Annotated in this window: 13 protein-coding genes; 9 read left to right on the plus strand and 4 right to left on the minus strand. The window is 69.0% G+C overall.

What is annotated here, in order from left to right:
* Positions 1-23 precede the first annotated feature (23 nt).
* From AB0J88_RS05480 to AB0J88_RS05515, 8 genes are all read left to right on the plus strand, one after another.
* Positions 24-551, plus strand: a complete 528-nt coding sequence (locus tag AB0J88_RS05480) for a F0F1 ATP synthase subunit B (protein ID WP_364352715.1) — start codon at positions 24-26, stop codon at positions 549-551.
* The gene (locus tag AB0J88_RS05485) at positions 551-1,372 is read left to right on the plus strand and encodes a F0F1 ATP synthase subunit delta (RefSeq protein ID WP_364352718.1); all 822 of its coding nucleotides are present in this window, start codon (positions 551-553) and stop codon (positions 1,370-1,372) included. The genes AB0J88_RS05480 and AB0J88_RS05485 overlap by 1 nt, the downstream gene beginning before the upstream one ends.
* A 65-nt stretch (positions 1,373-1,437) precedes the next feature.
* Positions 1,438-3,081, plus strand: a complete 1,644-nt coding sequence (gene atpA / locus AB0J88_RS05490) for a F0F1 ATP synthase subunit alpha (protein WP_364352721.1) — start codon at positions 1,438-1,440, stop codon at positions 3,079-3,081.
* A 7-nt stretch (positions 3,082-3,088) separates the two neighbouring features.
* The gene (locus tag AB0J88_RS05495; RefSeq protein ID WP_364352724.1) at positions 3,089-4,018 is read left to right on the plus strand and encodes a F0F1 ATP synthase subunit gamma; all 930 of its coding nucleotides are present in this window, start codon (positions 3,089-3,091) and stop codon (positions 4,016-4,018) included.
* A complete protein-coding gene (gene atpD, locus AB0J88_RS05500) occupies positions 4,018-5,460 on the plus strand; it encodes a F0F1 ATP synthase subunit beta (protein WP_364352727.1) in 1,443 nt (480 codons plus the stop codon). Before AB0J88_RS05495 ends, atpD begins: the two co-directional genes overlap by 1 nt.
* Positions 5,461-5,690: 230 nt before the next feature.
* Positions 5,691-6,926 (plus strand): LCP family protein, encoded by a 1,236-nt coding sequence (locus AB0J88_RS05505; RefSeq protein WP_364352730.1) that lies wholly within the window; start codon positions 5,691-5,693, stop codon positions 6,924-6,926.
* A 143-nt stretch (positions 6,927-7,069) separates the two neighbouring features.
* The gene (locus AB0J88_RS05510; protein WP_364352733.1) at positions 7,070-7,351 is read left to right on the plus strand and encodes a F0F1 ATP synthase subunit epsilon; all 282 of its coding nucleotides are present in this window, start codon (positions 7,070-7,072) and stop codon (positions 7,349-7,351) included.
* Positions 7,352-7,363: 12 nt separating this feature from the next.
* Entirely contained in the window at positions 7,364-7,822 is a 459-nt protein-coding gene (locus AB0J88_RS05515) for a DUF2550 domain-containing protein (RefSeq protein WP_364352736.1), read from the plus strand.
* On the opposite strand, the gene AB0J88_RS05520 is transcribed toward AB0J88_RS05515, so the two are convergent.
* Positions 7,819-8,673 (minus strand): 3-hydroxyacyl-CoA dehydrogenase family protein, encoded by an 855-nt coding sequence (locus AB0J88_RS05520; RefSeq protein ID WP_364352739.1) that lies wholly within the window; start codon positions 8,671-8,673, stop codon positions 7,819-7,821. The genes AB0J88_RS05515 and AB0J88_RS05520 overlap by 4 nt on opposite strands.
* A 794-nt stretch (positions 8,674-9,467) precedes the next feature.
* Positions 9,468-10,796 carry a UDP-N-acetylglucosamine 1-carboxyvinyltransferase gene (murA, locus tag AB0J88_RS05525; RefSeq protein WP_364353006.1) on the minus strand — a complete coding sequence of 443 codons (1,329 nt, stop codon included), beginning with the start codon at positions 10,794-10,796 and terminating at the stop codon, positions 9,468-9,470.
* A gap of 67 nt (positions 10,797-10,863) precedes the next feature.
* On the opposite strand from murA, the gene AB0J88_RS05530 reads away from it, so the two are divergent.
* Positions 10,864-11,448, plus strand: coding sequence for a cob(I)yrinic acid a,c-diamide adenosyltransferase (locus AB0J88_RS05530; protein WP_364352742.1), 585 nt, complete (start codon positions 10,864-10,866; stop codon positions 11,446-11,448).
* Positions 11,449-12,283: 835 nt separating this feature from the next.
* Here the strand turns inward: AB0J88_RS05530 and AB0J88_RS05535 are convergent.
* Entirely contained in the window at positions 12,284-13,105 is an 822-nt protein-coding gene (locus AB0J88_RS05535; RefSeq protein WP_364352745.1) for an ABC transporter permease, read from the minus strand.
* Entirely contained in the window at positions 13,102-13,953 is an 852-nt protein-coding gene (locus AB0J88_RS05540) for an ABC transporter ATP-binding protein (RefSeq protein WP_364352748.1), read from the minus strand. The genes AB0J88_RS05535 and AB0J88_RS05540 overlap by 4 nt, the downstream gene beginning before the upstream one ends.
* Positions 13,954-13,977: the final 24 nt, after the last annotated feature.

A 13,977-nucleotide genomic window follows, 5' to 3' on the forward strand; every position in this document is an offset into this window, starting at 1 on the left:
CGGCTGAACCCCAGGAGGTTTCCATGAACCTAAGCGCAGCAGTCGAGCACAGCCCGATCCTGCCGCTCTGGCAGGAGATCGTGGTCGGTGGCGTCGCGTTCGCGGTGCTCTGCTTCGTGCTGATGAAGTTCGTCTTCCCGCGCATGGAGGAGACCTTCCGGGCGCGAGTCGACGCGATCGAGGGCGGCCTCAAGCGGGCCGAAGAGGCCCAGTCCGAGGCCAACAAGCTGCTCGAGCAGTACAAGGCCCAGCTGGCCGAGGCGCGCACCGACGCCGCGAAGATCCGCGACGACGCGCGTGCCGACGCCGAGGAGATCCGTCAGGAGATCCAGGCACGGGCTCGCGAGGAGTCCGACCGCATCATCGCCGCCGGGCGCGAGCAGCTCAACGCCGAGCGTCAGCAGATCGTTCGCGAGCTGCGGGCCGAGGTGGGCACGCTGGCCGTCGACCTGGCTGGCCGGATCGTCGGTGAGTCCCTCGCCGACGAGGCGCGCCAGCGCGGGACCGTCGACCGATTCCTGTCCGAGCTCGAGTCGACCGGGAGTCGTTGATGCAGGGCGTCAGCCGGGAGTCCTTCCGCGCCGCCGCGGATCGGCTGGACTCGTATGCGATGTCGGCGCCCGCCGCCGACATCGCGACGACCGGTGACGAGCTGCTGTCCGTGGCCGACGTGCTGCGGCGGCAGCCGCGGCTGCGGCGGGCGCTGTCTGACCCGGGCCGTTCCGGGCAGGACCGGGCGGAGCTGATCCGCTCCCTGCTCGCCGGCAAGGTCGGCGACGAAGCGCTCGAGCTGGCCAGCACCCTGGCCTCCGGCGGCTGGTCGGCCGCGAGCGAGTTGCTCGACGCGACCGAGCGGTTGGGCGTCGAGGCGCTGCTGGCCAGCGCCGACCGCGCCGACGACCTCAGCGACGTCGAGGACGAGCTGTTCCGCTTCGGGCAGGTCGTCGACGGCTCGCCGGAGCTCTCCGGTGCCCTGTCGGACGTCGTCGCGCCGCCCGCGCAGCGCGCCGAGCTCGTCAAGGCCCTGCTCGACGGCAAGGCCAAGCCGGTCACCCTGCGACTGGTCGAAGTGGCGCTCGGCGGCTTCGGTGGACGGTCTTTCCAGGCGGCTTTGAGTCGCATGGTGGAAATGTCCGCGGATCGCCGCGATCGCCAAGTCGCTTATGTCACCGTTGCCGCACCTCTGTCCGATGACGAGGAGCGCCGACTGGGCACAAAGCTGTCGCAACTGTACGGTCGAGACGTCAGCGTCAAGCAGACGGTCGATCCGCAGGTGCTGGGCGGCATGAGTGTGCTCGTCGGCTCCGACCTCTACGACGGCACGGTGCTGCGCCGGCTCAACGACACCCGCAAGGCGCTCTCCCAGCGCTGATCCCGCCCCGCTTAGACCCTGACATCGCACCGGTAACTCCCGGGCCTGAATAGAGGAAGCAGAGGATGGCCGAGCTGACCATCTCGTCGGAGGAAATCCGCGGCGCCCTTGAGCGCTACGTCTCCTCCTACAGCGCCGAAGTCTCCCGCGAGGAGGTCGGCACCGTCGCCGACGCCGGTGACGGCATCGCACACGTCGAGGGCCTGCCCTCGACCATGGCCAACGAACTGCTGGAGTTCGAGGACGGCACGCTCGGCGTGGCGCTGAACCTCGATGCCCGCGAGATCGGTGTCGTCGTCCTGGGCGACTACACCGGCATCGACGAGGGCCAGCGCGTCAAGCGCACCGGCCGCGTCCTGTCCGTGCCGGTCGGGGACCAGTTCCTCGGCCGCGTCGTCGACGCGCTCGGCAACCCGATCGACGGGCTCGGCGAGATCGAGAACGAAGGGTTCCGTGAGCTCGAGCTCCAGGCGCCCAACGTGGTCTCCCGCCAGTCGGTCTCCGAGCCGATGCAGACCGGCATCAAGGCGATCGACGCCATGACGCCGATCGGCCGTGGCCAGCGTCAGCTGATCATCGGTGACCGCAAGACCGGCAAGACCACGATCGCGCTCGACACGATCCTCAACCAGAAGGCCAACTGGGAGTCCGGCGACCCGAAGAAGCAGGTTCGCTGCATCTACGTCGCTATCGGCCAGAAGGCTTCGACCGTGGCGTCGATCAAGGGCATCCTCGACGAGGCCGGCGCGATGGAATACACCACCATCGTCGCCTCGCCCGCGTCGGACCCGGCCGGCTTCAAGTACATCGCGCCCTACACGGGTTCGTCGATCGGCCAGCACTGGATGTACGCCGGCAAGCACGTGCTCATCGTCTTCGACGACCTGAGCAAGCAGGCCGAGGCGTACCGTGCCGTGTCGCTGCTGCTGCGTCGCCCCCCGGGCCGCGAGGCGTACCCCGGTGACGTCTTCTACCTGCACTCCCGCCTGCTGGAGCGCTGCGCGAAGCTCTCCGACGAGCTGGGCGCGGGCTCGATGACCGGTCTGCCGATCATCGAGACGAAGGCCAACGACATCTCGGCCTTCATCCCGACCAACGTCATCTCGATCACCGACGGCCAGATCTTCGTCGAGCCCGACCTGTTCAACCAGGGCGTGCGGCCGGCCATCAACGTCGGCACCTCGGTGTCCCGCGTCGGTGGTGCCGCGCAGGTCAAGCCGATGCGTAAGGTCGCCGGCTCGCTGCGGCTCAACCTCGCGCAGTACCGCGAGCTCGAGGCGTTCGCCGCGTTCGCGTCGGACCTGGACCGGGCCTCCCGCTCGCAGCTGGAGCGCGGTGCCCGCCTGGTCGAGCTGCTCAAGCAGCCCAACTACTCGCCGGTCCCGGTCGCCGAGGAGGCGGTCGTGATCTGGGCGGGTGTCGAGGGCAAGCTCGACGACATCGCGGTCGGTGACGTGCGGCGGTTCGAGGCCGAGTTCCTCGAGCACGTGCGCCGGCACGACAAGGCGACGCTGGCGGCGATCGATTCCGGCCAGTGGGACGACGACATCTCGGGTGCGCTGGACAAGTCCATCAAGGACTTCAAGGCCAACTTCCTGGCCCGGGGCGAGACGACCACGGTCAACGAGGTACCGGCCGAGCCCACCGAGGGTGAGCTCGAGAGCGAGTCGGTGACCCGCTACACCGACCAGCCGGCAGAGAAGGCGTAGGCACCGCATGGCGGCCCAGGTACGCGTCCTTCGGCAGCGCATCCGCTCTGCGAAGGGCATGAAGAAGATCACCAAGGCGATGGAGCTCGTCGCGACGAGCCGCATCGCCAAGGCGCAGGCGCGGGTGGCGGCTTCGCTGCCGTACGCCCAGGCGATCACGGGTGTGCTGTCGGCGCTGGCGTCCAACGCCAGCATCGACCACCCGTTGCTGACGCCGCGCCCGCAGGTGCGTCGGGCCGGGGTGCTGCTGATCACCAGCGACCGGGGCCTGGCCGGCGGTTACAGCACCAACGCGATCCGGACAGCCGAGTCGCTCATCTCGCGGCTGCGGGAAGACGGCAAGGAGCCGGTGCTGTACGTCATCGGGCGCAAGGGCGTCGGGTACTACAAGTTCCGGCAGCGGCCGGTCGAGGCGAGCTGGACCGGTTTCTCGGAGCAGCCGACGTTCGAGGACGCGAAGACCGTGGGTGACACGCTGATCGAGGCGTTCACCCACGGCGCGGACGACACCGATGACGGCCCGGGCGCCGACTCGGTCACCGGGGTCGACGAGCTGCACATCGTCTACACGCAGTTCAAGTCCCTGCTGACCCAGGCGCCGGTGAGCCGGATCATCGGCCCGATGGAGGTCGAGGAGCGGCCCAAGTCCGAAGGGCTGCTGCCGGCGTACGAGTTCGAGCCCGAGGCGGAGGCGCTGCTCGACGCGCTGCTGCCGCGTTACGTCAACACCCGCATCTACGCCGCCCTGCTGGACTCGGCGGCGAGCGAGTCGGCGGCGCGGAGGCGGGCGATGAAGAGCGCGACCGACAACGCGGAAGACATGATCCAGACCTACACGCGCCAGATGAACTCGGCGCGCCAGGCGGGGATCACCCAGGAGATCAGTGAAATTGTCGGCGGCGCGAACGCGCTGGCCGCGGCGGGAAGTGAAGCCTGATGACTGCGACTGTTGAAGCTGAGACCACCACGGCCACCGGCCGTGTCGTCCGGGTCATCGGCCCGGTCGTCGACGCGGAGTTCCCGCGCGACGCGATGCCCGAGATCTACAACGCCCTGCACGTCGAGGTGAAGCTGGCCGGGGGCGACAAGACGCTGACCCTCGAGGTCGCGCAGCACCTCGGCGACAACATGGTGCGCGCGATCTCCATGCAGCCCACCGACGGTCTGGTCCGGGGTGCCGAGGTCAAGGACACCGGCTCGGGCATCACCGTGCCGGTCGGTGACATCACCAAGGGCCACGTCTTCAACGCCATCGGCGAGGTGCTCAACCTCAAGGAGGGCGAGAAGTTCGAGGTGACCGAGCGGTGGCCGATCCACCGTCAGCCCCCGAAGTTCGCCGACCTCGAGCCGAAGACGGAGATGCTGGAGACCGGCATCAAGGTCATCGACCTGCTCACGCCTTATGTAAAGGGTGGCAAGATCGGTCTGTTCGGTGGTGCGGGTGTGGGCAAGACGGTGCTCATCCAGGAGATGATCACCCGCGTCGCCCGCAACTTCGGCGGCACCTCGGTGTTCGCCGGCGTCGGCGAGCGCACCCGTGAGGGCAACGACCTCATCACGGAGATGACCGAGTCCAACGTCCTGCCGCAGACCGCGCTGGTCTTCGGCCAGATGGACGAGCCGCCGGGCACCCGTCTGCGGGTCGCGCTGTCCGCGCTGACGATGGCGGAGTACTTCCGCGACGTGCAGAAGCAGGAGGTGCTGCTCTTCATCGACAACATCTTCCGCTTCACCCAGGCCGGTTCCGAGGTCTCCACGCTGCTCGGCCGCATGCCGTCCGCGGTGGGTTACCAGCCCACCCTGGCCGACGAGATGGGCCAGCTGCAGGAGCGGATCACCTCGGTCCGTGGTCAGGCGATCACCTCGATGCAGGCGATCTACGTGCCCGCCGACGACTACACCGACCCGGCGCCGGCCACCACGTTCGCCCACCTCGACGCCACCACCAACCTGGAGCGGTCGATCTCCGACAAGGGCATCTACCCGGCGGTGGACCCGCTGGCGTCCTCGTCGACGCTGCTCGCGCCGCAGTTCGTGGGCCAGGAGCACTACAACGTCGCGTCCGAGGTCAAGCGGATCCTGCAGCGCTACAAGGACCTGCAGGACATCATCGCCATCCTCGGCATGGAGGAGCTCTCCGAGGACGACAAGGTGACGGTGCAGCGGGCCCGCCGGATCGAGCGGTTCCTCTCGCAGAACACCTACGCCGCGGAGCAGTTCACCGGCGTGCCCGGCTCGACGGTTCCGATCAAGGAGACCATCGAGGCGTTCAAGAAGATCTCCGAGGGCGAGTACGACCACTTCCCCGAGCAGGCCTTCTTCATGTGCGGCGGGCTCGAGGACCTCGAGCGCAAGGCCGCGGAGCTGATGAAGGACTGAGCGTCCTGACTGACAGCGATCCAGGCACCCCGGTGGGTGCCTGGATCGTTGCGTTTTGCCACCGTGATGTTGCCGCTCTGTAAACGTTTTGGCCCGTTTTCGCATGGCGGCGGACCGGGGCGGACCTATCCAGCGATGAGATATAGGCTCTCGGGCGCAACGGCGGACCCCCCTGCACACGTCTCCTTATCGGAATGCGGCACTCGGGGGATCGACGACAAGGAGTTCTGATGGCGAGAAGGTCGGGCAGCGGTTCATCGGGCCGCTCGACCGGGCGCGGTGCGACCGGCAAGGCCACACCCGGCGCCGCCCCGCCGGACTTCGGCGCACCCGCCGGCCCTGGCGCTGGTTCCGGCAAATCGCGCAAGCGCTCCGGCATCCCGCGCTGGGCTCGGTGGTGCACCGTCCTCGGTGCCATCCTGATGGTCGCCAGCGGCGGTCTGCTGGTCACCTCGGAGGCACTGCTGGCCCGCTACGAGGGCGCGGTCGTGCAGGAGGACCTCTTCGGCGACGGTGCCAAGGTCGAGGCCAAGAGCGACATCAAGGGCCCGCTCAACATCCTGCTGGTCGGCATCGACCCCCGCAACGCGACGACGTTGCCCCTGGCCGACTCGGTCATGATCATGCACATCCCCGCGGGCCTCGACCGCGGCTACCTGTTCTCCCTCCCGCGCGACACGTTGGTCGACATCCCGCCGTTCCCCAAGTCCGGCTACCGCGGCGGTCGCGAAAAGCTCAACGCGGCGATGTCCCACGGGGCACGGGTCGAGGGCGGCGGCACCCCCGACCGGGCCAAGGGCTTCGAACTCCTGTCCAACACGATCGCCAACTACACGGGGATCAAGCGCTTCGACGCGGGCGCCATCGTCAACTTCGCCGGCTTCAAGAAGATCGTCGACGCGATGGGCGGCGTCACCATGTACGTCGACGAGGCCGAGGTGCTCTCCGAGCACCTGCAGCCCAACGGCAAGGCCCGCCCGAGGCGCGACTGCAACAGCTGCGCGCACCCGTACTACGGTCCGCAGGCCCGCTACACCAAGGGCACGCACAAGTTCAAGGGTTGGCAGGCGCTCGACTACGTGCGGCAGCGCTACACGGTCGACGGCGGCGACTACGGCCGGCAGCGGCACCAGCAGCAGTTCGTCAAGGCGATGGCCCAGCAGGTGCTGAGCAAGAACGTGATGACCGACCTGCCCAAGCTCGACAAGGTGCTCCGGGCCGCCGGTGAGTCGCTGGTGTTCAGCGGCCGCGGTCACAAGGTCGCCGACTTCGGCTTCGCCCTCAAGGGCATGCGGCAGGACTCGATCACGATGATCAAGCTGCCCGGCGGCGGGGTCAACGAGAACGGTAAATACGCCGGCGAGGCCCTCCAGCCGGTGGCGAAGGACTTCTTCGCCTCCATCCGCAACGAGACGACGGACGCCTTCATCGCCTCGCATCCGGAGCTGGTCAACCGCGACAAGTGACAGACCTCTCGGCTGGGGTGCCTCCTGACACAGGAGGCACCCCAGCTCCGTAGAGGGCGGCTGGGCCGATTAGACTTCAGTCCAATTCCACCGCGACACCGGGCGATCCCCTCGCCCCGGTCCGGCGTCGAAGAGGAGCCATAGTGGCAAATCAGCTCCATGTCGAGCTCGTGTCCGTCGAAGAGAAGGTGTGGACAGGCGAGGCCGAGATGCTCGTCGCCCGCACCACCGAGGGCGAGCTGGGTGTGCTGCCGGGCCATGCGCCGCTCCTGGGCCAGCTGGCCGAGCCGAGTCAGATCCGCATCAAGCTCGACGGCGGCCAGACTCTCGCCTACGACGTAGCCGGCGGCTTCCTCTCGGTCACCGAGAACGGCGTCACGGTTCTCGCGGAGAGCGCGACGCCAGCCGAATCAGCGGCTCGCTGACGGAGCCGGCCGATGCAGATCATCGAGTGGATCGTCATCGGCCTCCTGCTGTTCCTGGTCACGATCGTCCTGTTCTTCGTCCGGCGCGCCGGTTACGCCCGCGCCGGCGGCACGATCCGCTGTGACCTGCGCGTCTCGACGATGCTCGTCGGCCGAGGCTGGTCGCCGGGCTTCGCCCGGTTCGTCGGTGACGAGATGCGGTGGTACCGGCTCTTCAGCATCGCCCTGCGCCCCAAACGCGTGCTGTCCCGGCGCGGGCTGACCGTCGAGAGCCGCCGCCTCCCGGAGGGCCAGGAACGGCTGATCATGCCCGCCGACTGGATCATCCTCCGCTGTGTGGGCCACCAGGCTCCCGTCGAGATAGCGATGGCCCTCGCGACGGTGACCGGCTTCTCCTCCTGGATCGAGGCGGGGCCTCCGGACTACCAGAGCCCCCGCCTGTCCGTGCCGGACTGGCCGCCGGCCGCCTAGCTCTCGTACTCGTAGAAGCCCTTGCCGGTCTTCCGGCCCAGGTCACCCGCGATCACCATCCGCTGGAGCAGCTCCGGCGGGAAGAACTTCTCGTCCGCGGTGTCCGTGTAGATGTTCTTGGCCGCGTGCAGCATCACGTCGACGCCGGTCAGGTCGACGGTGGCCAGCGGACCCATCGCGTGCCCGAAGCCCAGCTTGCAGGCGGTGTCGAGGTCCTCGGCGGACACCACGCCGGACTCGACGAGCTTGATCGCCTCCACCGCCAGCGCGGCGATGAGCCGGGTGGTGACGAACCCGGCGACGTCGCGGTTGACGACCACCACGGTCTTGCCGATCTCCTCGGCGAAGGACTTGGCCGCGTCCAGCGTCGCGTCGCTCGTCTTGAACCCACGGACGAGCTCACAGAGCTTCATCATGGGTACGGGGGAGAAGAAGTGCGTACCCACGACGCTCTCCGGCCGTTGCGTGGCCGCGGCGATCTGGGTGACCGGGATGGCGGAGGTGTTGGTCGCCAGGACGGCGTCGGCCTTGCAGATCTTGTCGAGCTCGCGGAACACGTCCTGCTTGATCTCGAGCCGTTCGAACACGGCCTCGACCACGATGTCGGCGTCCTTGGCCGCCTCGAGGTCGGTCGTGGTGGTGATCCTTTGGAGCGTGGGCTCCACGTCGTCGCCGCTGATCGTCCCCTTGGCCGCGAACCGCTCCAGCGACTTCCGGATGTTGGCGACCCCGCGCCCGGTGGCCGCGTCGTCCAGATCCCGCAGCGTCACCTCCCACCCGGCCTGCGCCGCCACCTGGGCGATGCCAGAACCCATAAGCCCGGCCCCGATGACCGCCAGCCGACCCGCCATGCCGCACTCTCCGTTCCTCTACGTGGTGCACCTGCCAAGCAACTTAGTCGCCCGGGTGAACGATCGGTCAGTCGACGGCTGTGACCGACTCCACGCCGCGCCCGGTTCCCGACTGTCAGACTGTGGCCATGCCAGTTGGCGCCTGGTCTCCAGCCCCACGACCAGCGCATTCGGCGCGGGGCTGAGCGGCGGGGGGCCGGGGATGGGTGGGAAACCGACGAACGAGGGTCCCGACTTCGGTCTGCTGGTCACGGTCGCCTTGACCGACAGCGAGGCCGACGCCGGTGAGCTGCGCCGCCGCCTGAGCGCCAACGGGATCCGGTCGACCGTGGCGCCTGGGTCTGACGGGCGGACGCGGATCTTGGTTTTTCGTGAGAATGCGGCTCGGGCTCGGCGGTTGGTGGCTCGGGACGCCAGTGCTGATTGATCTCGCGTCCCACGATCGGGCGCCGCCTTGTCTTTCGTCTTGGCCCGTCTTGGTTGCGGTCTTGGGCGGGGGAGGGTGTTGTGGTCACCGACAGGCCGCAAAGAGCGCGACCTCTATCGTCGGTGCCCACTTACAACACCCCCCGCCTTGACCTAGTTCGGCCTTGGGTGCCTTCAGCGCCGGCTCAGTGGGCCACAGTCCCTTGGCTGGTCTTCCCATCGCGCCTGGCCGGCACGCGGGCGCGTCGCTCGCCGCGCCTTGCAAGAGGGCCGAGCCGTCCCGGCTGGCATGCACCTCGTGCCCCACGTGCAGACCGCGTCCCGCTGCCCGCGCCCGCTAGCGTCGGTGTTGCTCATTGGGTTTGTGGTCAGAAGGAGAACTGGGGGTCTTCTGGGGCCGCTTCTCGGTGGACTTCGACTCCTAGGGCGGCCAGGTCGCCTACGAAGTCGGGGTAGCCCCGGTCGATGTGGTGGACGTGGGAGACCTCGGTGATGCCGTCCGAGCACAGGGCGGCGATGACCAGGCCCGCGCCCGCGCGGATGTCTGTCGCTCGGACGGGGGCGCTGGACAGGCGTTCGCGGCCGCGTACGACCGCGTGGTGGCCGTCGGTTTTGATGTCCGCGCCCAAGCGGGCCATTTCGTTGATGAACATGAAGCGGCCGTCGAAGATGTTCTCGGTGACCAGCGAGGCGCCGTCGCTGACGGAGGCCAGGCCGATGGCCATCGGGAGCAGGTCGGTCGCGAAGCCCGGGAAGGGCAACGTGACGATGTCGACGGCTTTGGGGCGTTCGTCCATGCGTACCCGGAATGATGCTTCGTGGGTCTCCACCACGCCGCCGGCGGCGACGAGCTTGTCGAGCGCGATGTCCAGGAACGCCGGGTCGACGCCCGTCACCAGCACGTCGCCGCGGGTCATTGCGGCGCCGAAGGCCCACGTGCCGGCCACGATGCGGTCGCCGACGGTCGCGTGGCGCACCGGGGTCAGGGCCTCGACGCCCTCGATCCGCAGCGTCGAGCTGCCGACGCCTTCGATGCGCGCGCCCATCGCGATCAACATCTCGCAGATGTCGACGATCTCGGGCTCGCGCGCCGCGTTGTCGATCTCCGTGCTGCCCTTGGCCAGGACGGCGGCCATGACCAGGTTCTCGGTGGCGCCGACGCTGGGGAAGTCGAGCCAGATCGTGGCACCTTGCAGGCCCTGGGGCGCCGACGCGATCACGAAGCCGTGCTCGCCGGAGATCTCCGCGCCCATCCGGGCCAGGCCGGCGACGTGCATGTCCAGGCCGCGGGAGCCGATCGCGTCGCCGCCGGGATGGGCCACCCGCACGTAGCCCCGGCGGGCCAGCAGCGGCCCCAGGACGGCGATGGAGGCCCGGAGGCGGCGGACGAGGTCGTAGTCGGCCTCCGTGCCCGGTTCGTCCGGCACGTCGATGGTGACCACCACGGACGGCGCCGGCCCCTGGCGTCCCGCCGGCACCTCGTCCGCCGTGATCTCGACCTGGCAGCCGAGCCTGCGGAGCACCTCGGCCATGATCGCGATATCGGTGATGCGCGGCACGTTGGTGAGCACGCTGCGCCCCGGCGCCAGCAGTGTCGCCGCCATCAGCTTGAGCGCTGAGTTCTTCGCGCCGACCACGGCGACCTCGCCGGCCAGCCGCGCGCCGCCCTCGACCTGGATCAGATCCACGTCGGCCATCGTAGGAGTGACTGTCGGTGTGCCGGCCTCGAGGTCGTTCCGCGAGGGCGTCCGTAGGCTGTTCGTCATGGCCGTCCACCTCACCCGCATCTACACGAAGGCCGGCGACACCGGCTCGACCCGACTGGTCAACAACGAGCAGGTGGCGAAGACCCACCCGCGGATCACCGCGTACGCCGACGTCGACGAATGCAACGCGGCGCTCGGCGTGGCGCTCGCGCTGGGCGACCTCACCGCGGAGGTGCGGGAGGTGCTGGCGAAGATCCAGAACGACCTGTTCGACGTGGGCGCCGACCTGGCGACCCCTGTGGAGCCGGAACCGGCGTACCCGCCGCTGAGGGTGACCGAGGAGTACGTGGAGCGGTTGGAGGGCTGGTGCGACGAGTTCAACGACAGGCTGTCCAAGCTCGACTCCTTCGTCCTCCCGGGCGGCACTGCGGGAGCCGCGCTGCTGCACGTGGCGCGCACGGTCGCTCGCCGCGCGGAACGTGCCGCTTGGTCGCTGATCGCGGAGGATCCCGACCGAACCAGCACGCTCCCGGCAAAGTATCTCAACCGGCTCTCGGACTTGCTGTTCATCCTGTCAAGAACAGCCAATCCCGGCGGTGATGTGCTCTGGGTGCCAGGCGGGGGCGCAACCAGGCAGAACTGACGATCCTGGATGGGTTTAGACGGCCGTTTCGGGTGGGTCTTCGGGCAGCCACGCCTTTCGCGCCACGAGATCGACTTGGGTCGGCCAGGCCTCCTGACGACGTAGCCGCCTGGGACCGGTCGCGGCCTGAGTCGGGCTGCTCCCGGCCGGCCTGGGCCTGTGAGCGAGCAGCGATCGCCGTCCGAGGCGCGAAGTCCTTCGCGGTTATCGCCGGCAGCGCGGCGCTCTGCCAGGGTTTGGGTCGTCAGGCCGCATGCCGAGGCGGCGGCGGCCTCTCTGGACCTGGTCCACGCCCCTGACGCGCGGTCTGGACCGTGGCGAAGGCCTGGTCTGCCCGCTGGGCTAGCCCTACAGGTCGCCGTGGCCTGGGATGGCCAAATGCCGCCGCGTGGCGACGTCTCTGGCGGCGCTCTGCGCGGGTTGGCGCTGTCCAGGCCGTGCGAGGGTCTGTCCTGACTGTCGGGCTATGCCTGCGGTCGCCGTGACCAGGGAAGGCCTCTGCCGCAGTGGCGACGTCTGGCGGGCCAGGGATGGCCAGTGCTGCGGCGCGGTGACGTGTCTGGCGGCACTTTGGGCAGGCTGGACCGTGCGGAGGTGTGGCGTGGCGCCGGCTAGCCCTGCGGCCGCCGTGGGATGGCCCGTGCCGCCGCGCGGCGGCATCCCCGGCGGCATCCTTCGCGGCAGGCGCCGCGTAGATCTTGCCGCGCGGCGACATCCCCGGCGGCATCCTTCGTGGCAGGCGACGCGTGGATCTTGCCGCGCGGCGACATCCCCGGCGGCATCCTTCGTGGCGGGCGCCGCCTGGATCTTGTCGGGTTCCCAGGTCGAGCAGGGGCTAGCCGTCGCGCTTCGTTGTCCAGCGGAACGTCGTGATGCAGAGGACCAGGCCGATCGCGCACCAGAGGCCCAGGACCAGGGCGACCTTGCCTAGCTCCCAGGTGCCGCCGGGCTCCTGGGTGGCGAAGGAGTCCGGTAGGAAGACCGAGCGTAGGCCCTGGCACATCCATTTCAGCGGGAAGATCGCGGCGACCTGTTGCATCCAGGTCGGGAGGCTCGTGAAGACGAAGAAGACGCCCGAGATGAACTGCAGGATCAGGGCGACCGGGGTGACTACGGCGGGCGCGCTGCGGGCGGTGCGGGCCACCGACGAGAACGCGATGCCGAGCAGTGTGCAGGCCGAGATGCCCAGCAGCGCCACCCACAGGAAGGTGAGCCAGCGGGCGCCCGAGCTCGGTAGCTCCAGGTCGAAGAAGAGCGCCGAGACGGCGAGCAGGATCGCCGTCTCCACCACACCGACGATCAGGACCATGATCACTTTGCCGGCGAAGTAGACCCACTTCGGCATCGGGGTGCCGCGTAGGCGCTTGAGCACGCCGCGGTCGCGCTCCGCCGGGATCTGGATGGCGAGGCTCTGGAAGCCGACCGACAGGAGCCCGGTCGCGATCATGCCGGTGATGAAGTATTGAGTGAAGTTGACTCCGCCGCCGATCTCGCCGTCGAAGATCGACGCGAAGATGACGATCATGATGGCCGGGAAGGCCATCGTGAAGACCACGGCCTCGCGGCTGCGGGTGAACTGCTTGACCTCGAGGCCACCCTGCCGCAGGCCGAGCGCCAGTGGACCCGGCGCGGCCGGCGTTTGCGTCACAGTGGTCATCGGTGTCCGATCATCGTCAGGTAGACGTCTTCGAGGGTCGGCCGGGTCACGGTCAGACCGGGGATCTCGCCTCCGTAGCCGGCGGCGATCTCGGCTATCAAGGCCGTCGGGGTGGAGGTCTCCTTGCGCTCGACGGTGCCTTCGGCCGTGCGCCAGGACACTGTCGCCGCCGCGTTCTGCCGGTCACCGAGCGACTGCGGCGTGGAGACGGCGACCAGCGTGCCGTCGGCGATCACGGCCAGCCGATCGGCCAGCGCCTCGGCCTCTTCCAGGTAGTGGGTGGTCAGCAGGATCGTCGTGCCGGCCGCCGAGAGGTCGCGGATGAGGTCCCAGAACTCGCGCCGGGCCTCCGGGTCGAAGCCGGTCGTCGGCTCGTCGAGGAAGAGCAGCTCCGGCCGCCCGATGATGCCCAACGCCACGTCGAGCCGGCGCTTCTGGCCCCCCGAGAGGGTGTGGGTGCGCGCCCTTGCTTTCTCGGCCAGGCCGACCCGCGCGATCACCGTCATCGGGTCGTCAGGGCTCGGATAGAACTGCGCGAAGTGGCGCACCACCTCGCCGACGGTCAGGTCGTCGAACTCGCCGGTGCCCTGCAGGACGATGCCGACCCGCGCGCGCCAGGCCCGGTCGGCGTGCTCGGGGTCGGAACCCAGCACGCTCACGGTGCCACCGTCGCGGTGCCGGTAGCCCTCGAGGATCTCGACCGTTGTCGTCTTGCCCGCGCCGTTGGGGCCGAGGAGCGCGAACACCTCGCCCCGGCGAACCTCCAGGTCGACGCCCGCCACCGCGACGTTGTCGCCGTAGGCCTTGCGTAGGCCACTCACCGCGATCGCGGGCTCCTCCTGCGTCATGACGGACATGATGCCTTTCGCGTT

It is taken from the genome of Asanoa sp. NPDC049475 (genome assembly GCF_040676915.1).
Taxonomy (GTDB): domain Bacteria; phylum Actinomycetota; class Actinomycetes; order Mycobacteriales; family Micromonosporaceae; genus Asanoa.

Bases quoted from the DNA above. Each gene is read 5' to 3' on its own strand.
- AB0J88_RS05480 (WP_364352715.1), top strand. From the start codon at position 24: ATGAACCTAAGCGCAGCAGTCGAGCACAGCCCGATCCTGCCGCTCTGG.
- AB0J88_RS05485 (WP_364352718.1), top strand. From the start codon at position 551: ATGCAGGGCGTCAGCCGGGAGTCCTTCCGCGCCGCCGCGGATCGGCTG.
- atpA (WP_364352721.1), top strand. From the start codon at position 1,438: ATGGCCGAGCTGACCATCTCGTCGGAGGAAATCCGCGGCGCCCTTGAG.
- AB0J88_RS05495 (WP_364352724.1), top strand. From the start codon at position 3,089: ATGGCGGCCCAGGTACGCGTCCTTCGGCAGCGCATCCGCTCTGCGAAG.
- atpD (WP_364352727.1), top strand. From the start codon at position 4,018: ATGACTGCGACTGTTGAAGCTGAGACCACCACGGCCACCGGCCGTGTC.
- AB0J88_RS05505 (WP_364352730.1), top strand. From the start codon at position 5,691: ATGGCGAGAAGGTCGGGCAGCGGTTCATCGGGCCGCTCGACCGGGCGC.
- AB0J88_RS05515 (WP_364352736.1), top strand. From the start codon at position 7,364: ATGCAGATCATCGAGTGGATCGTCATCGGCCTCCTGCTGTTCCTGGTC.
- AB0J88_RS05520 (WP_364352739.1), bottom strand. From the start codon at position 8,673: ATGGCGGGTCGGCTGGCGGTCATCGGGGCCGGGCTTATGGGTTCTGGC.
- murA (WP_364353006.1), bottom strand. From the start codon at position 10,796: ATGGCCGACGTGGATCTGATCCAGGTCGAGGGCGGCGCGCGGCTGGCC.
- AB0J88_RS05530 (WP_364352742.1), top strand. From the start codon at position 10,864: ATGGCCGTCCACCTCACCCGCATCTACACGAAGGCCGGCGACACCGGC.
- AB0J88_RS05535 (WP_364352745.1), bottom strand. From the start codon at position 13,105: ATGACCACTGTGACGCAAACGCCGGCCGCGCCGGGTCCACTGGCGCTC.
- AB0J88_RS05540 (WP_364352748.1), bottom strand. From the start codon at position 13,953: ATGACGCAGGAGGAGCCCGCGATCGCGGTGAGTGGCCTACGCAAGGCC.